The following is a 24,889-nucleotide window of genomic DNA, read 5'->3' on the forward strand; positions in this document are numbered from 1 at the left end:
GCTTTCCTTATTAATTAACCTCTGCTATTTATTTCTGTACAATAGAGCCTATTTAATGGCTTTAAAAAATGTAAATGAAGCTACGGACTCCACCCGTTTCACGGAAAATTTCATTGTTAAATCCGGTAATGCAGTTGAAAATATATTAGTTGATGATGTGGCCTACTTCATCATTCAGGAAAAAATTACCTTTCTGGTAACAACGGAAGGAAAGAAGCATATTTATGATTATTCACTTGAGCAAATTATGGAGAAGATATCACCTTGGGAATTCTTTCAGCTTAACAGGCAAGTGATAGCCAAAAGAAAGAGTATCATTAAATGTAAACAAACCGAGACAAGAAGGTTAGAAATAACGCTTAACCCTTCATTGCCTGAGCCCCAATTTGTTGCTAAAACCAAGTCTACCAAATTACTATCCTGGCTCAACCAAAAATAACTGTCCGCTTCAGCCCAAACTTTGTCCTATTCAGTTTTAATTGATTCTATTTATCGGCTTCGGCTGTCCAACGCCCGTTTATTTGCAGACATCAAAATAAACAACAACAATGAAGTACTTCTCATTACAGCTCTATGTAGCTGTATTTTTATTATTGCTGAGTTCAAATCTCTTTGCTCAGCAACCAATCACAATATCGGTTTTTAATGAAGCCACTACCATTCCTTTCACAACATTTCTAAATACTCCTATGCATCCAGGACTTCAGATTGGGACAGAGTTTGAAGGGAAAATGAAGAACCATTTTAGAATCTACCCAGCAGTAAGTGTTGGTTATTTGTTTCATAGAAATCTGTTTCAAGGACTATATGCCAATGCAGAATTTGGCGTTGATTATAAAACGGGGGCAGGCATAAACATCAAAACTAAAATCGGCCTGGGCTACCTCCATACTTTTGCAACACAGCAAGAGTTTCAATTTAATGGTACCTCATATGAAAACAAAGGAGATCGGGGCAATGCTCGTATTATGCCCTCATTAACCATTGGTTTGGGTTATGACCTTCACAAGAATGACCCACAATCGACTGAGATTTTCTTTTTGTACCAATCATGGATAGAGTACCCATACTCACCTGGATTTATTCCCTTAATGTCTCACACCAATGTGCATCTGGGCACAAAGTTTTACCCTATAAAGTAATTCTAGAATGTATAAAAAATTAGAAATAACAATAATGCTAGTAGTGCTGGCATTAATGATAAGTTGTGAGCAGGATTTAACATTTCCTGAGAGCTATTATGACTGTAATGAATTGGTGAATAGCCCAAATCATCCGAAAGAGGATGAGTATAGCAATCTCATAAGTGAAATAGTCGGATCGGGTGTGCCGGGAATGATGTTAACTATCCATAACAATCAAAATGGGTATTGGTCCGGTGCTCAAGGGTTTGCAGATCTTTCTTCCGGAATCCGCCTGAGCCCATGCAATATCACCAGAGTTGGCAGCACTGTAAAAACATTTACTGCTGTCACTATTTTAATGCTTCAAGAGGAAGGTTTGCTAGATTTAGATGATCAGATCACTGACTATCTCTCAAATAATCAGATAAAAGGTTTAGAAAACGCTAAGGAATCTACTATCAAACAATTACTGCTTCACTCAAGCGGCATATACAACTACATACAAAGCCTCAAATTTCAAACTGCCTCTTTGAATGACTTGACTAAGTCATGGGGCCCTGATGAATTGCTGGAACAGGCAAGAGGTAAAGATGCGTACTTTGCTCCTGGCACAGATGTATTATACTCTAATACAGGTTATGTGCTCCTGGGAATGATCATAGAAAAAGTCACTGGAAAGCCATTCTATGAAGTTTTTGAAGAAAAGCTATTCATTCCTTACGATCTTACTTTCACACAATTCGCAGCTACCGATCCTGTACCTGATGGTATCATCCGTGGATATGTTGATTTGTATAGTAATCTCAACCTTATCAACGCTACTTACTACAGTGGCTGGGACTATTACACCGCTGATGGAGGCCTAATTTCAAATGCATATGATCTCAATAAATTTATGACAAATCTATTTCAGGGAGATATTCTCTCACAAGAGTCATTAAAAGAAATGATGACGTGGGTAGCTCCAAAAGACGGGTATGGCGATGGTTTTCAAACATTTTATGGAATGGGAATTTTCAGAATTGAAACTGACTTTGGCACTGCCTACATGCATAGCGGTGATGCTATTGGATATTTCGCAAGTATGGCCTACTTCCCAAAGCAGGATGTAACTATCACCTGGGCTGTAAATGGCAACTATGGTAAGGTTGATGAGTTTACACAGTCAAAAGCAGCTATGGAGAAAATTTATGGAACTGTTTTAGGAGAATAAGGCTATGAGCAAAGTATTTAAAACATTTATTATGGTTCTTTTAACACTCTCGGCAGTGATGGATATGAATGCTCAATCTCTTAAGAAATTGGACAAGTATTTCAAAAGGAAAATGAATAAAGCCAATATTGCCGGTATGCAAATGGCCTTGATTAAGGAAGGACAAACACAATGGATTGGTAGCTATGGATATAGAGATTTCGAATCCAGCTTACCTGTTAATGACAATACACTTTTTATGATTGCGTCATGTTCAAAACCTGTAACGGCATTAGGAGTTTTAAGACTCTATGAAGATGGTTTATTAGATTTGGATCAGGACATCAACGCTTATTTGCCCTTTAAAATCTTCAACCCAAACTATCCTAATACTTTGGTTACCTGCCGCATGTTGATGACTCATATGTCGTCATTCAAAGACAATACAGAAACCATGAACGCACTCTATACAATGGAGAAAGGTGGCGATAGTCCTGAATCATTGGAGAGTTTCGTTAAGAATTACTTTGTAGAAGGAGGTAAATACTATAATCAGGAAACAAATTTTATGAATGCAATACCAACTACAGAAAAGTCATATTGTAATGCAGGTTATGCGCTACTCGGTTACATCATTGAGGTTATCTCTGGGAAATCATTTAATGAGTTCATTGCTGAAAAGATATTTGAGCCTTTGGACATGACGTCTTCTTATTGGTTTCTAAGTCAGATTAAGGATGACAATATCTCTAAACCTCATGAGTATGTCGAAAATGACTCTAAAACGGCCCATTACAAAACGCTTAACCATTATGGCTACCCCGACTATCCCGATGGGCAATTAAGAACCAATGTGGCTGACTATGCTCAATTTATAAATTTGATTTTGAATAAAGGAAAACATAATGGAATCCAGCTATTTAAGGAGGAAACCATTACGGAGTTTCTGAAAGTTCAATACCCAGAGACCAATGAATATCAGGCGCTGGCATGGAACTATAATGAGTTTGACAACTGGATTTACTACTTGCTCATGGCAAGGCTTCCTTCTCATACTGGTGTTGACCCAGGGGTGGCAACAGTAGTTTCTTTTGACCCTGAAAAGAAAATGGGAGCAATTATATTTTCCAATACACTTACCACAAGTTTTATAGGGCACAAAATTTTTTATCAGGAAATGATGAAGAAACTATTGAAGACTGCTGAGAGAAATAAAATAAACTAAGAGAGAAAAAATCATACAAGTTTATATCCCAGATTTTAAGTCATTGTGGTCTATTACATTATGAGCAACTTTGAAACATTGACGAGATGCACTCGTTTCTGACTACTTAGATTCAATTCAAAATGACTTGACTGCAACAAAAACATCCTTCAATTTACATTTATCAACAATGAACAGCTTTTCTAAGGTACTAGCTATCATTTTACTTCTAACAATTTCATCCGGTATTATTTTTGGCCAAACCATTCTTAAAGATGACAGATGCAGCACTATTCGATCTGAAACTGCTAACTCATTTGAAAACTGGTTAGCACAGCGATCTTTCAAATCAACAAATAGTAGACGCGAAAACGAGGTGTATCAAATACCTGTCGTCATCCATATAATACATAATGGAGAGCCTATAGGTGAGGGCTTTAATATTTCAGATGATCAAATTCTGTCACAGTTAAGGGTGATCAATGAAGACTTTCGCAGAAAAGTTGGAACCCGAGGTTTTAACACTCACACCGATGGTGGAGATGTAGGAATTGAATTTATACTGGCTAAATCTGCACCTGACGGTAAAGCCACTGATGGTATTGTGAGAGTTGATCGAACTGAATTTGACCCACCTCCATTTGGAGGAAGCATGATAGGGTTAAGCGCATATTACAGCTTTTGGGATCCTTACCAATATTTGAATATTTGGGCATTCCCGGGAATTCAGGATACTGGGTTAGGAGAAGCTAAATTCCCCATAAGCGACCTGCCAGGCCTTGAAGAAGAAACTGACTTCTTAATACCAGGAATCGATTCTTTACATGGCATTCCTGTAAAAGATATTGATGGAGTAGCAATTAACACTGTACATTTTGGTGAAGTTTCTGTTAACACAAACTATAATCTGGGTAGAACAGGAACTCATGAGATGGGGCACTTTTTTGGCCTTTTTCACATATGGGGAGATGAAGGCTTTGAAGGAAGTTGTGATATTGATGATTACTGTGATGACACTCCAAGAACTTCAAACATTACCCATGGGTGTCCTACCGATAAACTATCATGTGATGGAGAAAAAGCCATGATTGAAAATTACATGGACTATACTAATGATGAGTGCATGAACATATTCACCAATGATCAGATAGACAGAATGCGAACGGTTTTAGAAAATAGTCCGAGAAGAAAGTCACTATTAACTTCAAAGGCGCTTTACCCGCCTGACGAAACTGTTGGCATTCCTGATTTAACTAAGACTCGGCTTAATGCTTATCCCAATCCATTTAGCGATGTTTTATATTTAACATGGCCAAACACAGAAGTTTTCACAAATGTAAAAGTGCAGTATTATGACATTTCGGGAGTCTTATTAGGTGTGGAAACACCCGTTTCTACTAACTCCAATACGCTCCTCTTAAATCCACCAAAAACGAGTAGTAAAATACTCTACTTAAGAGTAATAAAGAGTGAAGGAAATACTGAGTATATTAAATTGTTTAGAAAATAAATTTCACAATGAGCAAAGCAAAAGCCCTAATACATTCCTGCATTAGGGCTTCGTCATCTATATGAAATGGTCACTGCAGTGACTCTTAATTTATACCTGACTTAAGCCACCATCAACTGCAACTTCCACACCGTTGATGAAAGAAGCATCATTTGAAGCTAGGAACAATACTGTCTTGGCAATTTCTTCGGAAGTTCCAAAACGGCCTAGTGGCACTTGCTGAGCAAAACTGGCTCCCATTCCTTCTAACTCTTCCTGAGTCATTGGCATTTTACCATAAATAGGCGTTTCTATCGGACCCGGAGCCACGCTCACAGTTCTGATGTTTTTAGCAGCCAATTCATTTGCCAAGATTCTAGTTAAAGTGCGTAATGCGCCTTTTGTTGAAGAGTACACACCAGAACCAGGAAATCCTTTTTGGTGAACAATTGACGTATTGCTAATAACTACACCGCCTTCATTTAAGTAAGGTATAGCCTCCTTGATAGTGAAAAATGGATTTTTAACATTGATGTTAAAATGATCATCAAAATGTTCTTCAGTGATCTCAGATACCGGAGCAAAAAATGCAATACCAGCATTTAAGAATAGGATATCGATGTTTCCATATAACGAAACAGCCGCATCCACAGATTTCTTAGCAGAATCGTATTTGGCTGCATCGGCCAATACAAATTTAGCATCATGACCTATCTCTTTAACAGCATCTTCCAATGCATCAAGTCTTCGTCCTGTAATTATAACTTTCGCACCTTCTTCTGCAAATAGCTTAGCAGTGGCTAATCCTATACCACTGTTACCTCCAGTAATTAATGCTACCTTATTTTCTAATTTTCCCATGTGTTGATTAATTTTTATTTGAAACGTTTGGTTCAGATAACGGGTATATTGAAACGATTGTTTCAAATAAAATATTTTTATTTGAAAATAATTTTCAAAGCGCTAATAATCAGATAGTTAAAATTAAAGAGAGGACAACACCTGTTCGGCTATTCCTTTGATATGGTCTTTATTATTATCCACCATGGCCGTTACACGAAGGCCTTGCAGGGATGAAAAAATATACTGAGCGAGAATATGTGCGTCCTTAGACGACTCTATCTCCCCTACTTCCTGCGCTTTGATGATAAGCTTTTCAAAACTCTGCACTACCTTATTCTGATTGTCAATTAAAAATTCATGAATGCGCTGATCGGTATTGCTCAATTCGGTGGCACAGTTAGATAGAAAACAGCCTTTGGTAGGACCGTTTGACATTTCTGACCAAACGCCATCAAATAATAACTTTATGGCGTCTTTAGGAGATTTGCTTTTATCCTGTGTGTTTTGAAGCATATCATTTTGCTGTCGCTGATAATGACAAAGTGCTTCTTTAAACAACTGAAATTTGTCACCGTAGGTATTGTAAATACTAGAGCGGTTTAGCCCAGTAACATCTACCAAGTCCTGCATAGAAGTACCATTGTAACCTTTTTCCCAAAAGAGATCAGTTACCTTTCTGATGGTTTCTTCTCTATCAAATAAAACAGACTTCGGCATATTGAAACAAACGTTCCAAACAAAAATAAGTTTTATTTTGGAAATGTTACGGCTATTTGAAGTAGCATAATACTGTTCTTAATCTCCTTTGGTTTTACACAGCAAGTTTTGATATTTTGGTGGATTAATAATTCATATAGACTAAATCAGGCTTAAGTGAATTATAAGTGTAGAACCACCCAAATATTTCCATTAGATGAAATCAATTATTTTCTCAATTCTAACACTAGCAAAAGCAGGTGTGATAATATATTTTGCTGCCAAAGTCTTAATGAATTTATTTAGAAAGAATGACCCTAGTTCCAAACGAAGAGCATTGACTCAGTTTTTATCATTGATAGGAATTTTAGTTGGCTTGACAATTTTAGAGTTTGGTATCGCATATATAATTCCATCAGATAGCTAAAGTCAAAATAGAAAACCACCACCTTGGTTTGTGTTTTCACAAAACAAGTAATGATAACAATCGGTTCGTGAAACCACGAACCACGACAAAGGATTTACCATTGAGTAATAACCTACCTATCAGCATTCGTCATGTCGATGTGAAGTGCAACGTAACTAGACATCTCCTTTTATAATTGGGAGACTTCTCAGTCGTACCTCCATCAAAGGGACGCCATAATTAAATACATCTTCAGTATATTTAACCATGGCAGGTTTGGCTTCTTCTATTGTAAACAGTATTTCCAAAGGTTTTTTGTTTGGTCAAATTACCAAATACATAAACCCGGAACTCCTCTCCGCCTGCATGTATTTTGGAGTATTATGCTCAGTCGGCTTCCTTGATTACAGTACAGTTGAGAATTTTGGCAACTACATCATTGTTGAATTCCTCATGATCCACTCTAATGTAGGTATAGCTGTAGCACTGTTCTTTTCAACCAATGAAAGAACCAAAAATCTACTTCTGATTGCCACAGGCTCATTCTACTTTTTATTTATAATAGCTATTGCAATAGGTTTTGGTGCGTGGTGGACGGCTATAATATTTGTACTCATCATTTACTCAAGAATGAATGTGCCGCATACCAAAAACAAGAAAGATGATTTGATAGGCGAGATCATGATCACCTTTGGGCGATTTTTTATTTATATGATCTGCGCTGGTTTTGGCTTCTTAATAGCGGAATATTTGTTCGGTGGTGAAGATGCGATTGGAATGTTAGTTTGGGCTACTATTTATTACCTCATGCTTTTTATCTTGCGGAACAAATTAGCCTTATTAAGAACAGCTTTTGGAGCGCGTAAATCATGAATGTAAAATCCGAATTCATAATAAAATCAAGTCGTGTTAGCCAACGTAAAATCACAACTCAAGATGCAGAATTCATCTTTAAGCTCGTCAACACAGAAGGGTGGCTTCAGTTTGTTGGCGATAGAAATGTGAGAAATGCGCATGATGCGAAAAGTTTTATTCAGACTTGGGCGCTAAATCGCTATGAGAACTTTGGGTACGGCCCATATCTGGTTCAACTCGACAGCTCTTCTGAAAATATAGGGATCTGTGGCCTTTTCAAAAGGGAATATCTTGAATATCCTGATCTGGGTTTTGCGTTGCTACCAGAATATAATGGAAAAGGTCTGGCCAGGGAGGCCAGTGAGGCTGTAATACAATATGCTTTTGAAACGTTGAATATTCCGAAGCTTTATGCAATTACTGCTCCCACAAATAAGAAGAGTGCTCAACTACTTGAGAGGCTAGGTTTTACTGAAGTAAAATCACCGATTGGTAGTACAGACAGAACCTTTGAGCTGAACCATTAATTTGGTCAACTAACCAAATATAAAACCCTAATTTCTTAGTTTTACTCCTTCAAAAAATTGCAGATCAATGGAAAAAGCCAACTGGATAACCGCCAAAGAATATACAGACATTACCTATAAAAAATCTGGAGCTACGGCCAGAATAGCCTTCAACAGACCTGACGTGCGTAATGCCTTCAGACCAAAAACTACGGCTGAACTTTTCGATGCATTTTTAGATGCACGTGAAGACCCGAATATCGGAGTGGTCTTACTTTCTGCTGAAGGCCCTTCTTCAAAAGATGGTGTTTATTCTTTCTGCTCTGGTGGTGACCAAAAAGCCAGAGGCAAAAGTGGTTATGTTGATGAAAGCGGTGTAGGCAGACTCAACATCCTTGAGGTACAACGATTGATAAGATTTATGCCTAAGGCCGTTATTGCTGTGGTGCCAGGTTGGGCAGTTGGTGGTGGCCATAGCTTGCATGTAGTTTGTGATCTTACTCTGGCCAGTAAAGAGCATGCTATCTTTAAACAGACAGATGCTGATGTAACCAGCTTTGATGGTGGCTATGGATCAGCCTACCTGGCTAAAATGGTCGGACAGAAAAGAGCTCGTGAAATCTTCTTTTTAGGAAGAAATTATTCTGCACAAGAGGCTTTTGATATGGGTATGGTGAATGCTGTAATACCGCATGCTGAATTAGAAGATACTGCCTACCAATGGGCGCAGGAAATCCTCGAGAAATCTCCCACATCAATTCGCATGCTCAAGTTTGCTTTTAATCTTACGGATGATGGCATGGTTGGACAGCAGGTATTCGCTGGCGAAGCAACCAGATTGGCGTACATGACCGAGGAGGCCGAAGAAGGAAGAAATGCATTTTTAGAGAAAAGAAAGCCTGATTTCAGTAAATTCCCAAGAGTGTCGACTTAACGCTTAAGAAGCTTCAGTCCCTTTTTACGTCTCAGATAGCCAAATAAAGGCATGATCAATCCGTATAGCCAATAGCTGATACCTGCTATGAAAGCATTTGAAACCAAGGCAAAAAACACTGAGATTAAAGGTACTGCTGCCATCAGAAAATTGTAATAAACATTACTTTTAGTATGAAAAACTTCCAAAACAGTCAATTTCAGATCATCTCTTCGTTTGTAAGCCAAGAGATACATCATACCCAAAGTACCAAAAACAGCTGCAGCCCCTAGTCCATAAATCACCATCAAACTTGTCATTTGATCGGGCTGTATTATATCCTTAAATATTAGGTCCACTGCTGCCTGATCTCCTCCTATTAATGCTATATATAAATGCACTAACATTTGAAATAAGAACTTGAGTGGATAGATATAAGTAAGGATCAAGAAAAGTAAAAAGCTGTTGATCACTACAATCTTCACATCCTTAAATCCATATCTAATAAAGAAAATATAATGCTGAAACCATATCATCATCAGCAAGGTGATACAGATGCCAAATGGAATGATGTTTACAAATGACTCTAGAAGCTGATCATAAGTAGTCGGAACCGTAGATGACAACACCAATAACGTAACTGCCAAAGCAAAAACTGCATCACTGAATGTTTCAATTCTTGTCTGTTCTTCGCCTCTATTCTTAAATTCTGGATTGATACCGAGCGAGGAAGCCTTGAGCTTTTGCCTTACCATATTAGCTTGATGTTTAAACAGTTAAATCATTACTGCTCAAAATAGCTAATTGAATTATGACAACAAAAATTTACCTGTAGTATTAGTGCTTTAGCGTATAAGTCAAAACAGGTCTTTTAGTATGGTTAACAACCTCCTCAGCTATACTGCCACCAATAAGATGCGCCAAGCCAGTTCTCCCGTGCGTTCCCATAACAATCAAATCGGCATTTACCTCATTAGCAAAATGAAGGATCCCCTCCTCCTCAGTGACATCATTATAGATTCTTAACTTATAATTATCTAACTGATTATTGTCTGCAAATGCTTTTAGTTCAAGTGTTGAATCACGATCGGTAAGGAAATTATTTGGCGTATTTACTCGTACCAGGTAAATATCAAAATCGAAGAACTGTCTAAGTTTTTTTAACACTTTTAAATGTTCTCCACCACCAATTTTACCATCAGTAGCAAAAGCTACAGTATTCAATTTGAGTTCATTCATATCATCGTGCACGGTCAATACTGGGCATTTGGCATTTCTCACAACTTTCTCGGCATTAGATCCAATTAAAAACTCCTGCATACCACTTGCGCCTTTAGTACCCATTAAAATTAGGTCTATTTCAAAATCTTTGATAATCTCTTGTACTCCATAATATGGGTTGCCTATTTTTATTTCTTCCTGAAATGTAACCCCAGGATATTTTCCCCTCAGCTCCTGAAACTGATGCTTTGCCTTTTCTATGAGCTTATAAATATACAATCGATCTTCAATGCCAGGCATGGCCAATTCACCAGTGTAACTGACCATGGAAATGGCGTTATCTTCAATAACGTGAAGTAAAATAATGGTAGATTTTGTTTTTTCAGCCAGATTCGCTGCTATTGCCGTAGCGTTTTCGGCTTGTTGAGAAAAATCGGTAGGTACAAGTATAGTTTTCATGGCTTCAATGTTTTCTTGAATCCAAAGTTGAAAAAAGAAAACAAACCATTCCATGAAGGAAATCAACCTATAAACTGACTGTTGTCATTTATAGCAATTGACCAAAGCCAAAAAACAAGATGAATATCAACGTTGACAAGGCCATTTGCTTGAGATAAGGATCAAGCTCTTTAGCACTTGTTTTGTTCTTGACCGCTTTGATATTAACACTAAAAAGTGGTAGCACTACTATAAATGCAAATTGATACCAGGAGTGATAGTTAATAAAACAGTAAATACACGATGCTAACACACCTAAAAGAATAAGGGCGACATGGTATCTCACTGCTGCTTCTCTGCCTATCCTTACGGGTATAGAAAACTTACCAGCCTTTTTATCAGATTCAATATCCCGGATGTTATTAACATTCAACACGGCCACTGAAAATAGCCCACATGAAATAGCCGGTAAAATCAGATCCAGACTTATAGAATTAGTATAGAGATAGTAAGAACCCATCACCCCTACTAAACCAAAAAAAGTCAAAACCGACAAATCGCCAAGGCCCATATAGCCGTATGGTTTTCTGCCTGCTGTGTAGGCTATGGCGGCAAGTATGGCTAATATCCCCAATCCGAAGAAGAACAAGAAGGCCTGCATGTTTAACCCAAAAGAAATATATAGCAGTGAGATTCCTGAAATAAGACATAGGACTATAAAAATGGCCATGGCAGCCTTCATAGCACCTAAAGAAATCTCTCCTGATTGCACCGCCCTTTGGGGACCTTCACGATGCTCGCTATCCGCACCATTTACGGTATCGCCATAATCATTGGCCAGGTTAGAAAGTATCTGCAAGAAGATGGTTGTAAGTGCACAAAGAGCAAAAATACTCCAATTGAACTGACCAACTGCGGCAGCCAAAAAACTGCCCATTCCTATGCTGGAAAGTGCCAGAGGGAGTGTTCTTAACCTAAATGCTGAAAGCCATTTCTTCATTGCTAAAACAAATTAAAATAATTATATTTATAATGTTGCCTTTTGGAGTATCCACAAAAATACAATGCCATGAAAAAGAAACTGCTATTAAGTCTAATATTTCTCTTGCCGCTTACTACTATTTCATTGGCACAAGTCAAAAGTGACTTCACTTATAAGTCTCCATCATTTATAACAAGTGATTTTCAGCCAGTAAAAAGCACCAAGTTCAAATCAGGCTTCGAACTACAGACATTAACTTCACATTCAAGAGTTAGCAATCCGATGATACAAAGCCAGTTTGGCCCCGCTAAAGATGTATGGATTGGTGAAACTCAAACTTCGGTAATCAACTACAAGAAGCTAATGATCAGCACTAATTATGATTTTGATGTACACGGCACTCTCAAGAGAACCACCACCAACATCAGGCTGAATAAGTTGATTAGTTACAGGATATTTTAAAGCAGCGTAGACAAAATGGGGCAACCTTAAAAATGATTGCCCCCTCACTACAAATCAGGTCAAAACACACCTTGCTCAAATATTTTTGGATAAGGATAAATATTTTAAGTAAAATATAAGACCCGTTACGAGCCAACAGCCAATCCAGATAGCATCATTAATCCAATGAACTACTGAGCTTTCTATGAAAGCTGCGTTAGAAATCTCGGCACTTATATTAACGGCTCCATGTAAAATTACTGGGACCCATATTACATTCGTTTTATTTAAAGCAGTACCGAAGACAATCGAAAACGCGACCGTCACAAGCGGCATCAGAATTAAACCCCCAAATATTGGATAAGTTGGAAAATTGTGTCCTAATAGAATTCCGGGTAAGTGCCATAATCCCCAAATGACACCGATTATTAGAAAGGTCTTTAACCTGCTATTCCCGTCCCATTTTTTCTGCAAGTACCCTCTCCACCCATATTCTTCACCAAAAGCAAATAGTACGCTATAAAATAAGGTGCCTACAAAGAAAGAAAGCAAAAAATTGGGGATAAACATATACCAGGGCTGAGCTTGTGCTCCAAATATCAGAGCCATTCCACGCAATTTTATCATCCCATTGTCCCAGCTAAAAAAACCTTCCTTAAGTTCAGCTCCTCCCAGGTTTACAGTAAGGATTAGGCTGAATAATTCAATTGAAAGCGGTACAGCAGCTGCTATAAAGATCCATTTTAAACCTTTTAGTGGATTCCAATTTAGGCCCGAAAAAAGTCCTTCCCGATAAACCAATCTTAATATAATGGCTGCTACTCCTGGCATCCACATTAAAACCAAAGGCCATGAGCTCTCTAATGATTGATCTGTTATTATAAAATAATATGGTATCGCAGACAGAAGTACTGTTAGAATTACAAATTGCCAGCCCTTTTTGCCTAAACTATTTAACTTATTCATTGATTATTCTTTTAAGTTGAAATCCGAATACATGAAGCAGTTCTTTGTCATACAATACTGACTGCCCACCATATCTACCTAATCCTGCAGTTTTAGCTCTTTTGTCATCAATGATATCAAGGACAAGACCCATTTTTTGTTTGGTATCGGGTTGCTCCATTTTGAAGATCATAAGGCCGTCTTCTTCAACCAGCTCAAACCCTTTAAATAAGGATCTTTCGCTTGGATCATTGTTAGCAACTTCGTATTTCCCCACTCTACTTTTCCAGGCATCACTCAGTTGCTTTCTTTCTAATTTCTCAGCCATAAGTTCTTTTGGATCTCCCTCTTCAAGCAATGTCATTACTTTATGTCCAGCCACAGTTTCAAAATAAAAACGTGTATCGCCCAACCTTATAGGAATGAAACCAAATAGCATGATTTTAGGAATGAATGTATTTTCACCTACGGCTAATAAGCGAATTTTCAATCCTTGCAACTCCATACCAAGCCTCTTACCCCTTCTTTTAACATTAAAATACGCTCCTGGAGTAGCATAGGTACCCACATACTGATTTAATGTTGACTCACTTAACTTCACTCGTTCTTTACTGCCAATATCCATGGTTTCAATTTCCACTTTGGTTCTGCCAGCTTCCTGGGCAAGCTCCTCTAGCACTTTAAAAGCTTCTTTAAAAAGCCACCCTCCTTTAGCAGAATTGGTTAGTATGACAACACCATAACCAGCGTCAGGAGCCATTGCTAAAGCTGCATTGAAGTATAAGGTTGTACCTGTATGACTTAAGATTTTACCAGAATATGGCCTCTTACTTAAACTCCATCCGAGAGCAAACTCTGATTCCATATTCAATTCACTATTTTGATGCTGTTTGGTAGCTATCAAATCATAAGTTTCTGTCTTTAGTAAATTCGATGATTTATTGAGATATGACTTCATAAACTTTGTCATTTCTTCAGCAGAGCTGAACATTCCCCCTGCTGGAGTATCCCTTAAGAAGACATCCTTTTTATATAGACCTTCTCCATCATAGGTTTTGCTGGCTTCGTCTACCAGATTATATCCGCTATTGTCCATTTGAAGGACCTTAAATATATTCTCCTGTACATATTCATTATATTCCTGCCCTGAAACGTCTGCTATCATATGCCCCAACAATGTGTATCCAGGGTTCGAATAAGCCCTGATTTCATTGGGCTTTCCAGCCATGTATTCATTGTTTATATATTGAAGTGTGGTCTTATAATCTTCTGGCCTGTTACTAAATATCCCCTTGAAAATATCCGAAGGTAAGCCCGAGTGATGAGTCATTACATTACGAGGTGTCACAAAATTTGAGCCTTCGCCTTTAATATTAAAGTCCTTCAAATAGGTTTTCAAAGGCTCATCGATATTTAGTTGATTCTGATCCGCTAGTTGCATCACAGCTGTAGAAGTAAAAACTTTGGTGACAGATCCCAAGCCAAAAAGCGTAGTGGGCTTTACTTTTATTGAGCTTTCTTTGTCTGAAAACCCAAACGTGTCTATCCATAAAACAGAGTCCTTTGAAACTACGGCTATACTGGCTCCAACAATGTCTCGTTTCTTCATTGTTTTTAAGACCCGTTCTGATAATGATTCCCTTATTTGATCGGTTTTAAATTGTGCACCTACCATGTAACCGGTCATGATTAGAAGTGCAGTTATTAATATTCTTTTCATAATTTGAATTTTCAGCAATTCTAATTTTCATCACCGAGCAATAGAAAAAGAATACATGAATTAAAGGTAATAGCGTATTGAATACGTGCCTGAATTCGTCTATAACATTGACACATTAATTCCGATAGTTCATCATGGTTATTGATGAGTTGATAAAGCGTTGCTGTTTTTAATCTGCTTTACTTTTATCTTAGACTTGTGAATAACATCAGCAAACTCGACTGGATCATTCCAATTGTAGTTGTGGCAATTGCACTACTACTATTAAACAATCCCACTTTCGACCTCACCTTTGGCGTTTTTAGGTCAATAGATTATTCCCTACTGTTACCTTCAATATTAGGTAGTGTTATAAACCTCATATTGTTTTATAGCATCATATATTATGTTGTGCCAGTGATACTAAGAAAAAAAGGCTTTACCCCATTCTTAGTAAATGTATTGCTAACCTTCATTCTATTAACTGCTTTGGAAGTTGTAATTGACGCTAGCATCTACCATCAGCAAGGTGGTGAATTGAGTAACGCCTGGGGTGAGATTATCGCAATGATTGTGATAACTCACGTTTTAATTATTGTGGCAGCACTGGCCTTTCGATTTTCAAAAGATTGGTTCTACAATGAAAAGCAAAGAACAATGATCAATGAATGGCAGTTGAGAACAGAGCTTGAATTACTAAAAAGTCAGATAAACCCTCATTTTCTTTTTAACGCACTCAACAACCTATTCTCTATGTCATTGCAGCATGGTGATGAAAAGACCGCAGAGGGAATAAGTAAACTTTCTGAAATGATGCGTTATGTATTTGATAAATCAAGTCAAGAAGCTGTACCTCTAAACCAGGAAGTGCAGTATATACAGGATTATATCTACCTACAGGAACTTCGATTTGGTAAACAGATAAATGTCAATTTTGAAGTAAAAAATGAAAAAACTGGTATTTGTATCGCCCCAATGCTATTAATACCTTTCATTGAAAATGCATTTAAATACGGAGTTTCAGCTCAGGAAAAAACTACAATTGACATTTCTATTGATACAAATGGTACGGTCTTTAATTTTACAATTGTTAATAAAATAATGGAAGATAACGAAGCCATTTCATCCAATAGAATTGGCCTTGAGAATGTTAGGAAGCGATTGGAGATATTATATCCTAAAAAGTACGATCTTGATATTGTACAGCAAAATGGTTTTTATCAGGTAGATCTTAAACTTTATATTTTATGAAATGTGTAGCCGTAGATGATGAGCAGAATGCTCTTGAAGTTATTGATTTATATGTTAAAAAGGTAGATACACTTGAACTAGCTGGAAAATTTACCGATCCTATAGAAGCCAGCCGTTTTCTTTCCGAAAACAAAATAGATCTGCTGTTCCTCGACATCAACATGAAAGGACTAAACGGCTTCGAGTTATTAGAAACATTAAACTACAAGCCAAAGGTAATATTCACCACGGCCTATAGTGAATATGCTGTGAAAAGCTATACTATTGATGCTTTGGATTATCTTGTTAAACCAATACCTTTTGGACGTTTCTTAAAGGCTGTAAACAAAGCTGAACAGGATAAGACGAGTACTCACAGCATGCCTAAAGAAGAGCACAAGGATGAAATAATTTCTATAAAAAGCGGCACCGTTACTCATAGAGTGAAATTATCAGACATTCTTTATATTCAGGCTGATGGCAATTATATCAAATATGTAACTGCGACCGCTAAAATTCTGGAGCTGAGCAACATGAAAGAAACATTGGCTAAATTGAATGATTCATTCATTCAAACCCATAGGTCTTATATAGTTTCTGTAGACAAAATTACCAAAATTGAGAATCATCAAATTCACATAGCTGAACACAAAATTCCAGTAGGAATATCGTTCAGAAAAACGATAAATGATAGACTAAAATAACCTACATTCTGCTCGGCACCTTGATGCCTAACAAACCCATAGCCTTCTGAATTGTCTGTGCCACCACAGTTGATAAAGCAATTCTGAATTTTAGTGCATCCTGATCTTCCTCGTTGAAAATGGATATCTCCTGATAGAAGCGATTATAGTCTTTGGCCAAATCATAGACATATTGAGCTATCACATCTGGCGAGTAATTTTCACCAGCTTCTTTTACCTTCTTGGGGTAATCTGAAAGTGTTCCTATTATTCCTACTTCACTGCCGTGCAAAGAATTGAGATTATCAAAGGAATTGTAATCTGGCTTAATGCCCAATTGATCAGCCTTTCTTAAAATCGCTGATATTCTGGCATGTGTATATTGTATAAATGGCGCTGTATTTCCATGGAATTGTATGGACTCTTCCGGATCAAACAGCATGCGTTTCCTCGGGTCAACTTTTAGCAAAAAGTACTTTAAAGCACCCAAGCCTAATATTTCATAAAGCTCTTTGGCTTGCTCCTTAGTAAAGTCATCAACCTTACCGAGCTCAGCGGTATGAGCCTTGGCGGTATCTACCATTTCCTGCATTAGGTCATCCGCATCTACAACAGTCCCTTCTCTTGATTTCATTTTACCAGTAGGCAAGTCAACCATGCCATATGACAAATGGTAGCATTCTTTAGCCCACGAGTATCCTAGTTTAGCGAGTATTTTGAACAGCACATTAAAATGGTACTCTTGCTCATTACCTACAGTATAAATCTGTTTCGATATTTTAGGAAAATCGGTAAATCTTAGAATGGCGGTACCAATGTCCTGAGTCATGTAAACTGATGTACCATCTGCTCTTAGCAGCAATTTTTGATCAAGTCCTTCGTCAGTTAAATCAACCCACACAGACCCATCTTCTTTCTGAAAGAATACTCCCTTTTCAACTCCTTCAAGGGCCTGTTCTTTTCCTAGCAAATAAGTACTTGACTCATAATAAAGCTTATCAAAATCCACTCCCATGGTTTTATAAGTCACATCAAAGCCATCATACACCCAGCCGTTCATGGTTTGCCAAAGTTGATAGACTTCAGGCTCCTTATTTTCCCACTTTAGAAGAAGTTCTTGAGCCTTTTTAAAGATTGGAGCTTCCTTTTCAGCTTGCTCTTTAGCCATCCCCTTTTTTTCAAGTTCAGCTATTTCTTTCTTGTACTCCTGATCGAACTTCACATAGTAATCACCAACAAGCTTATCTCCCTTTTTGCCCGATGATTCCGGGGTTTCTCCATCTCCATAAAGTTGCCAGGCCACCATTGATTTACAAATGTGAATACCACGGTCATTAATGATTTGAACTTTATGAACATTATAGCCATTGGCCTTCAAAATCTCAGCCACTGACCACCCTAAAAAGTTGTTTCTTAAATGCCCTAAGTGTAATGGCTTGTTAGTATTTGGTGATGAATACTCAATCATCACCTCTTTACCGTTGGCAGGTTGAAAACCAAAGTTTTCTGCATTGAATATATCCTTAAAAGCCCCCACCCAGGTAGCATCGGTAAGCACCAGATTAAGGAACCCCTTAACTACATTGAAGTCTTCAACAACCTCAGAATTTTCAACAAGGTGTGTTCCTAGCAGTTTTCCTGTTTCTTCCGGATTTTTCTTAGAAAGTCTTGCATAAGGGAAGCACACAAAAGTATGTGATCCTTCAAACTCTTTTCTTGTAGGTTGCAGCGCTATTTCATCTGCTTTTAATTCGGCCTGAAATAAGGTACTAAATGCCTTTGAGATGTCCTGTTGAAGACTCTTTTCTATATTCATTTATTTCTTCAATTTAATTTCGTAGAGGTCATGTCTACGATCTTTTAAGTTTCTTACACTTCCGTGTGTATGTAAATGTTTGAGATCATTTAGATCTACATCGCAAATAATTGTATTCTCAGTATTTGGTGTTCCCTCGGCCACTGTAGCATTAGAAGGAAATGCAAAATCAGAAGGTGAAAACACTGCAGACTGTCCAAATTGGATATCCATGTTCACCACCTTAGGCAGGTTTCCAACACTGCCAGAAATGGCCACATAACACTCATTTTCAATAGCTCGTGCCTGAGAACATATTCTTACTCTCAAATATCCATTTTGCATATCAGTAGCAAAAGGGACAAACAGTATTTGCATCCCTTGTTCTGCCAAAATTCTACCTAGCTCAGGAAATTCCGAATCATAACAAATCAATATACCGATCTTACCGGCATCAGTATCAAACACCTGAACCTGATCTCCACCGGTCATACCCCAATCTCCTCTTTCGGCAGGGGTAACATGTATCTTCTTTTGAGTTTCGAATGTGCCGTTTCTTCGAAATAAATAGGCCACGTTATAAAGCTTCTCATCTTCATAAACAGGCATACTACCGGCAATTATGTTGATATTGTATTCCAAAGCATATTGCTGAAGCCTATCTCTGATTTCATCAGTATAACCGGCCAGCTTTCTTATGGCTGTGGCAGCATTATCTTCATTAAATTCAGCCATCAAAGGGGCATTGAATAGCTCAGGAAACAATACAAAATCTGCCTTATAACCGCTTACTGCATCAACGAAAAATTCTACATTCTCAAAAAACGATTCAAGGTTTCTTACTGTTCTTAACTGCCACTGCACAACACCTATCCTGGCATGAGATTTCGCAGCACCAATATCAACATTATCCTGATAGTAGATATTATTCCACTCAATCAAAACTGCATTTTGCTTGGAGTCTTTATCATCAGGAAGGTAATTTCTCAATACCTTCTTAACGTGAAAATCATTACTCATCTGGAAATATAAAACCGGGTCGTAAATCTCCTTTTCACGTACTTTTTGAATGTATTCTTTTGGTGATAGTTCGTTACTATGCTTATGATAGTTTGGCATTCTACCCCCGGCTACAATTCCTTTAAGATTAAGATTCTCACAAATTTCTTTACGAGCATCATATAACCTTCTTCCCAATCTTAGCCCTCTATACTCTGGATCAACGCAGACATCAATACCATAAAGAGTATCTCCGTCATCTGTATGAGAATCGAAAGATGCATTTTTACCAATTATCTGCGCGTAGGTGTGATTATCACCAAAAACTGAATAATCGATGACAATACATAGTGCAAAGGCAACCAACACTCCGTTATCCTCAACACATACTTGCCCTTCAGGAAAGATGGTAAGTAGCTTTTGAATGTGCTTTTTGTGCCACACTTCATTCATGGTAGGATAACTCCTATTCATGACCTCAATCATTGTGTCATAATCTTCAATCGTGAGATTACGAATATTGAGAAGGTACGAAGCGGTATCTGTAGTTTTTGGTTCCATTTTACCAGCCTAATATGTAGGCGAAAATTAATGGGGCAACAATTGTTGCATCTGATTCCACAATATATTTTGGCGTGTTAATGTCTAGTTTGCCCCATGTGATTTTTTCATTAGGAACTGCACCTGAGTAAGATCCATAGCTCGTTGTTGAATCGGATATCTGACAGAAATAGCTCCAGAATGGAATGCTCTCCATTTCCATATCCTGATAAAGCATTGGCACTACACAAATAGGAAAGTCACCTGCAATACCACCACCAATCTGGAAGAAGCCTATACCTTTGTCTTCAGCATTTTTAGCATACCAATCAGCAAGGAATGTCATGTACTCAATGCCTGACTTCATAGTAGAAGGCTTCAATTCACCTTTAATACAATAAGAAGCAAAGATATTTCCTAGCGTAGAATCTTCCCATCCAGGTACAACCATTGGCAAGTTCTTCTTGGCCGCTTCTAGCATCCAGCTGTTCTTTGGATCGATTTCATAGTACTGCTCCATCACTCCTGAATTTAACAACTTGAATAGAAATTCATGGGGAAACATTCTTTCACCATTGTCTTCGGCATCTTTCCATATTTTAAAAATATGCTTTTGAATCCTTCTAAATGCTTCCTCTTCAGGGATACAAGTGTCTGTAACTCTGTTAAGTCCTTTCTCCAACAAATCCCACTCGTCCTGAGGTGTTAAATCTCTATAATTAGGCACTCTTTTATAATGCGAATGCGCAACAAGATTCATTACATCTTCCTCAAGGTTTGCACCTGTACAAGAGATGATATGCACCTTATCCTGACGAATAATCTCAGATAATGATTTACCTAACTCACCAGTACTCATAGCTCCAGCTAAGGAGATTAACATTTTTTTATCTTCAGCTAAGTGCTTTTTGTAGCCCTTGGCTGCATCCACCAAAGCTGCTGCATTAAAATGCAGATAGTGGTGTTCTATAAAATCGGAAATTGGACTGTTTGCCATAATATTATTTTTTGGGTAAAAATACTTCCGCCATCATGCACCTTGCACTTCCACCACCAAGGGCTTCAATTGTGTCTAAAGAGCTGTGGATTATTGGGCAGTATTTTTCTATTTTACTAATTTGATCTTCATTTAATGATTGGTAAGCCGCTGCGGACATCACCAAATATAGTTCGTCATTTTTTGATCTCACCTGTAGCATATTGCCAGCAAAGTGATGCTTTTGATCTTCAGATATTGAAATAACTTCCTTGCCTGTGCTTTCTAGTTTATCAATAACCTCTTTCCTTTCACTTTGGTCATCAATACTATCAACACATAATATAGCAAATTCATCGGCTACGCACATCATCACATTGGTATGATATATTGGCAACCTTTTGCCATCAACATCCTGATTGGCAATAAACTTAACAGCTTCATAGCCAAATGCCTCACAAAACTCGTCAAGGGGTTGCTCTTGAGTACGCTCAGACATGGCTGCATAAACTATCTTATTCGGTCTGTCTAGAATCATGCTGCCTGTGCCTTCCAAAAAGATATTTGAGCTTTCAAACTCAGTGAAGTCAACAAGAGCACTTACCGAGAATTGATCTCTCAGTTTTTCAATAATGTCACTTCTTCTTTCCAACCTTCTGTTTTCAGCAAACATCGGATAAAGCCCTATTCTACCATCATCATGGAAAGAGATCCAGTTATTAGGGAATATAGAATCTGGGGTGTCAGGATCAAGTGTATCATCAACTACAATTACATTCACTCCCTTTAGACGCAACTTTTCTACAAAGTCATCAAATTCACCCAAAGCTTTTTCTTGTACCTGATCTGCAGTGAGACCATCCAATACTTTTTGATAATAATTGTTAACTGCAGTCTGCTCGTTCATCCTAAAACGAACAGGTCTAATCATCATGATTGTATCTGTACTCTGTCTAGCCATCATTAATATTCTCTTTTTAATGGTAATGTTGAGCATCTTAGCAAGCCTTCCATTTTGGCTATCTCGGAATATGGAATTTCTTCTACAGTCAATCCCCAATCTCTTAATTGCTTGTTAAGTCTTGTAAAGCCCTTTTCTGACACCACCACTTTTGGCGATATCGAAAAGACATTTGAATTCATGTCAAACATCTCCTCTTTGGTGATATCAAATACATTTTCCTTACCGAAGAAGTCTACCAAAAAGTGATAGTCGGCTTCGTTTTTAAAGCCTTCTTTATGAATGATGGCCTTATCTGTACCGACCGGCTGAAAGCAGCAATCGAGGTGTAGGGCATTATCATAAGCATTGTCATCAGACTTATGTAGCTCAAATGCCTTTACCGTTTTATTAGGAAAGTTGTCAATCAAAAATTGCACACCCTCTTCATTGGTCCTGGCCACAATATATTCATCAAAATCAGGCTGTTTAGAATAACCAACAAAAATATGATCATGCCATGGCATTACATCGCCTCCCTCTATCTGCACACCTTCAGGAACATTTACTATTTGGCTTTCAGGTATCTTATCTATGATATATTGTATGCCCTCAATTTCTCGTCTCCTGTTTTTCAGAATTCTTGGCTTCACAAACTTATCTTCTATTACAAACCCAATATCTCTGGAGAAAATCTGATTGTAATTCATTATCACCTCAGGCCTGTAAACTTCAACCCCATGTTTCTTTAAAACAGTTTCAAAGGCATCCATCTCCACCACCATATCTTTCTCAACAGGAAATGTACCTGCTTCAATGTGCATCTTACTTTTAGGATCATAGGCATCCTCTAAATCCGGCTCTTCTCCGATTCCCTTGGCAGAACCTAAAATCACCGCTTTTAATGGGGCCGTTTCATCTAAAATTTGGACATCTATCATAAAATATCGAGTTATCAATTTCAGGTCGCAAATGTAAGTATATCGCATTTCAAACCATAGCATTAGATATTTAAAAAGATACTGCTATATTATACCATAAGGAAATGATAAATTGGTAAACTTATTAGAACCTATTTATTAAAATTGCATCAAGAAAAACTAAATAACTTTGAAAAAATACGTTGATTTAATAGAGCAGACCTTCTATTTTCCTCAGAAGGAATTTCAGGTCACCAATAACGAATTACACTTTCATGATGTGCCTTTGATGGACATTATCAAACAGTATGGTACACCTTTAAAGCTTACATATTTACCGAAAATTGGTCAGAATATTAGGTATGCAAAAAAGCTCTTTGCTGATGCTTTTAAAAAACATAAGTACGAAGGTTCATACACCTATTGTTATTGCACTAAATCATCGCATTTCAGTTTCATATTAAACGAAGCTTTAAATCACGATATTCATATTGAAACGTCATCTTCTTACGATATTCCGATTATCAGAAAATTGTATGAGAATGGCAAAATAAGCAAAGACACTTTCATTGTGTGTAACGGTTTTAAAAGACCTCTTTACAGAGAAAACATTACAGGTTTACTAAATGACGGTTACAAGAACTGTATCCCTGTATTGGACAACCTTACAGAACTTAGTCATTACGAAGAAAATGTAGAAGGCACTTATAATGTAGGGATCAGAATTGCAGCGGATGAAGAACCGAACTTTGAGTTCTACACTTCTCGTTTGGGAATTCGCTATAGTGATATTAATCACCTCTATAAAGATCAAATTAAGCCAAGTAAAAAGGCGAAGCTGAAGATGCTTCATTTCTTTATCAATACAGGAATTAAAGACACTGCATATTATTGGAGTGAGTTGAGCAGGTTTATCTTCAAATACTGTGAGCTTAAAAAAGAATGCCCTGAATTGGATACGATCGACATTGGTGGTGGTTTTCCTATCAAGGCATCCTTACACTTTGAATACGACTATAAATATATGGTTGAGCAGATTGTAGAAAACATCAAATGGATTTGTGGCAAAAACAATGTTCCTGTTCCTAATATATTTACTGAATTTGGGAGTTTCACAGTAGGTGAAAGTGGTGCGGTTTTATATTCTATCATGAACGAGAAGCTTCAAAATGACAAAGAGCTTTGGTATATGATTGATGGCTCTTTTATCACTCATTTGCCTGATGCCTGGGGCCTGAACCAAAAGTATATTATGCTTCCATTAAACAAATGGGACAATATGTACCACAAGGTGAATATTGGAGGTCTTACATGTGATAGTATGGACTACTACAACTCCGAGTCACATACGAGTGAAGTATTTTTACCAATGCAGGACTCTAACCAAAGTGAGCCGTTATATATCGGATTCTTCAATACTGGTGCATATCAGGAGTCACTAGGTGGCTATGGCGGAATACAGCATTGTTTAATACCTGCTCCAAAGCACGTATTGATAGATAAGAATGAAAAAGGAGAAATAACTACACGCTTGTTTGCTGATGAACAAACCAGTGATTCAATGTTAAAAACTCTTGGGTACTAACCCAATATAACTTCAACAGCCGCTGGCAGATCTGCAACTTTGTAATCTGCCAGTGTGCTATCTGAATGATCTACCTGAATACTCTTTATTCCCAACTTTTTGGAAGGAACTAAGTCTCGATGCTTATCTCCTACCATCCATGAAAGGTTGATATCAATATTATACTTTGCAATAGCACGCTCAAACATTAATGAGCCCGGCTTTCTAGAAAGGCTTTCTGATTTGGTTGGATGTCCGGGGGCAAAATAAATGTCGTCTATAATACCT

At 37.6% G+C, this 24,889-nt stretch carries 26 protein-coding genes; 13 read left to right on the plus strand and 13 right to left on the minus strand.

Features of this window, described 5'->3' with window-relative positions:
* From E1140_RS13320 to E1140_RS13340, 5 genes are all read left to right on the plus strand, one after another.
* A partial coding sequence (locus E1140_RS13320; protein WP_221412693.1) for a LytTR family transcriptional regulator DNA-binding domain-containing protein occupies positions 1-439 on the plus strand: 439 nt, incomplete at its 5' end.
* Between the two features lie 109 nt (positions 440-548).
* Positions 549-1,142 (plus strand): hypothetical protein, encoded by a 594-nt coding sequence (locus E1140_RS13325; protein ID WP_155184548.1) that lies wholly within the window; start codon positions 549-551, stop codon positions 1,140-1,142.
* 7 nt (positions 1,143-1,149) lie between these two features.
* Positions 1,150-2,337: a serine hydrolase domain-containing protein gene (locus E1140_RS13330; protein ID WP_155184551.1), complete on the plus strand. Its 1,188-nt coding sequence runs from the start codon at positions 1,150-1,152 to the stop codon at positions 2,335-2,337.
* A 4-nt stretch (positions 2,338-2,341) separates the two neighbouring features.
* The gene (locus tag E1140_RS13335) at positions 2,342-3,541 is read left to right on the plus strand and encodes a serine hydrolase domain-containing protein (protein ID WP_155184554.1); all 1,200 of its coding nucleotides are present in this window, start codon (positions 2,342-2,344) and stop codon (positions 3,539-3,541) included.
* 169 nt (positions 3,542-3,710) lie between these two features.
* On the plus strand, positions 3,711-5,030 hold the full coding sequence (locus tag E1140_RS13340) for a M43 family zinc metalloprotease (RefSeq protein ID WP_155184557.1): 1,320 nt from the start codon (positions 3,711-3,713) through the stop codon (positions 5,028-5,030).
* 90 nt (positions 5,031-5,120) lie between these two features.
* On the opposite strand, the gene E1140_RS13345 is transcribed toward E1140_RS13340, so the two are convergent.
* Both E1140_RS13345 and E1140_RS13350 read right to left on the minus strand, forming a co-directional pair.
* On the minus strand, positions 5,121-5,870 hold the full coding sequence (locus E1140_RS13345) for an SDR family NAD(P)-dependent oxidoreductase (protein WP_155184560.1): 750 nt from the start codon (positions 5,868-5,870) through the stop codon (positions 5,121-5,123).
* A 123-nt stretch (positions 5,871-5,993) separates the two neighbouring features.
* Entirely contained in the window at positions 5,994-6,569 is a 576-nt protein-coding gene (locus E1140_RS13350; protein WP_155184563.1) for a TetR/AcrR family transcriptional regulator, read from the minus strand.
* Positions 6,570-6,765: 196 nt separating this feature from the next.
* Between E1140_RS13350 and E1140_RS13355 the strand changes: the two genes are divergently transcribed.
* The 4 genes from E1140_RS13355 (at position 6,766) to E1140_RS13370 (ending at position 9,249) form a co-directional block, all read left to right on the plus strand.
* Positions 6,766-6,975: a hypothetical protein gene (locus E1140_RS13355; protein WP_155184565.1), complete on the plus strand. Its 210-nt coding sequence runs from the start codon at positions 6,766-6,768 to the stop codon at positions 6,973-6,975.
* Positions 6,976-7,221: 246 nt separating this feature from the next.
* Complete coding sequence (locus tag E1140_RS13360) at positions 7,222-7,827, plus strand: hypothetical protein (protein ID WP_155184568.1); 606 nt, start codon at positions 7,222-7,224, stop codon at positions 7,825-7,827.
* Positions 7,824-8,336: a GNAT family N-acetyltransferase gene (locus tag E1140_RS13365; RefSeq protein WP_155184570.1), complete on the plus strand. Its 513-nt coding sequence runs from the start codon at positions 7,824-7,826 to the stop codon at positions 8,334-8,336. Before E1140_RS13360 ends, E1140_RS13365 begins: the two co-directional genes overlap by 4 nt.
* A 67-nt stretch (positions 8,337-8,403) precedes the next feature.
* Positions 8,404-9,249, plus strand: a complete 846-nt coding sequence (locus E1140_RS13370; protein ID WP_155184573.1) for a 1,4-dihydroxy-2-naphthoyl-CoA synthase — start codon at positions 8,404-8,406, stop codon at positions 9,247-9,249.
* Here E1140_RS13370 and E1140_RS13375 read toward each other — a convergent pair.
* From E1140_RS13375 to E1140_RS13385, 3 genes are all read right to left on the minus strand, one after another.
* The gene (locus E1140_RS13375) at positions 9,246-9,983 is read right to left on the minus strand and encodes a TMEM175 family protein (protein WP_155184576.1); all 738 of its coding nucleotides are present in this window, start codon (positions 9,981-9,983) and stop codon (positions 9,246-9,248) included. The genes E1140_RS13370 and E1140_RS13375 overlap by 4 nt on opposite strands.
* Before the next feature lie 82 nt (positions 9,984-10,065).
* On the minus strand, positions 10,066-10,908 hold the full coding sequence (locus E1140_RS13380; RefSeq protein WP_185153584.1) for a universal stress protein: 843 nt from the start codon (positions 10,906-10,908) through the stop codon (positions 10,066-10,068).
* Positions 10,909-10,996: 88 nt separating this feature from the next.
* Entirely contained in the window at positions 10,997-11,887 is an 891-nt protein-coding gene (locus E1140_RS13385; protein WP_155184583.1) for a 1,4-dihydroxy-2-naphthoate polyprenyltransferase, read from the minus strand.
* A gap of 69 nt (positions 11,888-11,956) precedes the next feature.
* On the opposite strand from E1140_RS13385, the gene E1140_RS13390 reads away from it, so the two are divergent.
* Complete coding sequence (locus tag E1140_RS13390) at positions 11,957-12,331, plus strand: hypothetical protein (RefSeq protein WP_155184586.1); 375 nt, start codon at positions 11,957-11,959, stop codon at positions 12,329-12,331.
* A 75-nt stretch (positions 12,332-12,406) separates the two neighbouring features.
* On the opposite strand, the gene E1140_RS13395 is transcribed toward E1140_RS13390, so the two are convergent.
* A complete protein-coding gene (locus tag E1140_RS13395) occupies positions 12,407-13,276 on the minus strand; it encodes a CPBP family intramembrane glutamic endopeptidase (protein ID WP_155184589.1) in 870 nt (289 codons plus the stop codon).
* Positions 13,269-14,975: a serine hydrolase domain-containing protein gene (locus E1140_RS13400; protein WP_155184592.1), complete on the minus strand. Its 1,707-nt coding sequence runs from the start codon at positions 14,973-14,975 to the stop codon at positions 13,269-13,271. The genes E1140_RS13395 and E1140_RS13400 overlap by 8 nt, the downstream gene beginning before the upstream one ends.
* Positions 14,976-15,173: 198 nt before the next feature.
* On the opposite strand from E1140_RS13400, the gene E1140_RS22035 reads away from it, so the two are divergent.
* Both E1140_RS22035 and E1140_RS13410 read left to right on the plus strand, forming a co-directional pair.
* Complete coding sequence (locus E1140_RS22035; RefSeq protein WP_155184595.1) at positions 15,174-16,205, plus strand: histidine kinase; 1,032 nt, start codon at positions 15,174-15,176, stop codon at positions 16,203-16,205.
* Complete coding sequence (locus tag E1140_RS13410; protein ID WP_155184598.1) at positions 16,202-16,888, plus strand: LytR/AlgR family response regulator transcription factor; 687 nt, start codon at positions 16,202-16,204, stop codon at positions 16,886-16,888. The genes E1140_RS22035 and E1140_RS13410 overlap by 4 nt, the downstream gene beginning before the upstream one ends.
* 1 nt (position 16,889) lies before the next feature.
* Here the strand turns inward: E1140_RS13410 and argS are convergent, their stop codons facing one another.
* The 5 genes from argS to E1140_RS13435 are packed head-to-tail and all read right to left on the minus strand — an operon-like array spanning position 16,890 to position 23,058.
* Positions 16,890-18,683 carry an arginine--tRNA ligase gene (gene argS, locus E1140_RS13415; RefSeq protein WP_155184601.1) on the minus strand — a complete coding sequence of 598 codons (1,794 nt, stop codon included), beginning with the start codon at positions 18,681-18,683 and terminating at the stop codon, positions 16,890-16,892.
* Positions 18,684-20,222 carry a bifunctional GNAT family N-acetyltransferase/carbon-nitrogen hydrolase family protein gene (locus tag E1140_RS13420; RefSeq protein ID WP_155184604.1) on the minus strand — a complete coding sequence of 513 codons (1,539 nt, stop codon included), beginning with the start codon at positions 20,220-20,222 and terminating at the stop codon, positions 18,684-18,686. It abuts the gene before it with no gap.
* Position 20,223: 1 nt separating this feature from the next.
* Entirely contained in the window at positions 20,224-21,198 is a 975-nt protein-coding gene (locus E1140_RS13425; RefSeq protein WP_155184607.1) for a deoxyhypusine synthase family protein, read from the minus strand.
* Between the two features lie 4 nt (positions 21,199-21,202).
* Positions 21,203-22,141: a citrulline utilization hydrolase CtlX gene (gene ctlX / locus E1140_RS13430; protein WP_155184610.1), complete on the minus strand. Its 939-nt coding sequence runs from the start codon at positions 22,139-22,141 to the stop codon at positions 21,203-21,205.
* Positions 22,141-23,058 (minus strand): dimethylarginine dimethylaminohydrolase family protein, encoded by a 918-nt coding sequence (locus tag E1140_RS13435; RefSeq protein WP_155184612.1) that lies wholly within the window; start codon positions 23,056-23,058, stop codon positions 22,141-22,143. Before E1140_RS13435 ends, ctlX begins: the two co-directional genes overlap by 1 nt.
* A 169-nt stretch (positions 23,059-23,227) precedes the next feature.
* On the opposite strand from E1140_RS13435, the gene E1140_RS13440 reads away from it, so the two are divergent.
* Positions 23,228-24,622, plus strand: a complete 1,395-nt coding sequence (locus tag E1140_RS13440; RefSeq protein ID WP_155184616.1) for a type III PLP-dependent enzyme domain-containing protein — start codon at positions 23,228-23,230, stop codon at positions 24,620-24,622.
* Here the strand turns inward: E1140_RS13440 and E1140_RS13445 are convergent.
* On the minus strand, positions 24,619-24,889 hold a 271-nt coding region (locus E1140_RS13445), incomplete at its 5' end, for an HAD hydrolase-like protein (protein ID WP_155184619.1). The genes E1140_RS13440 and E1140_RS13445 overlap by 4 nt on opposite strands.

Source organism: Fulvivirga lutimaris (genome assembly GCF_009711525.1).
Taxonomy (GTDB): Bacteria; Bacteroidota; Bacteroidia; order Cytophagales; family Cyclobacteriaceae; genus Fulvivirga; species Fulvivirga lutimaris.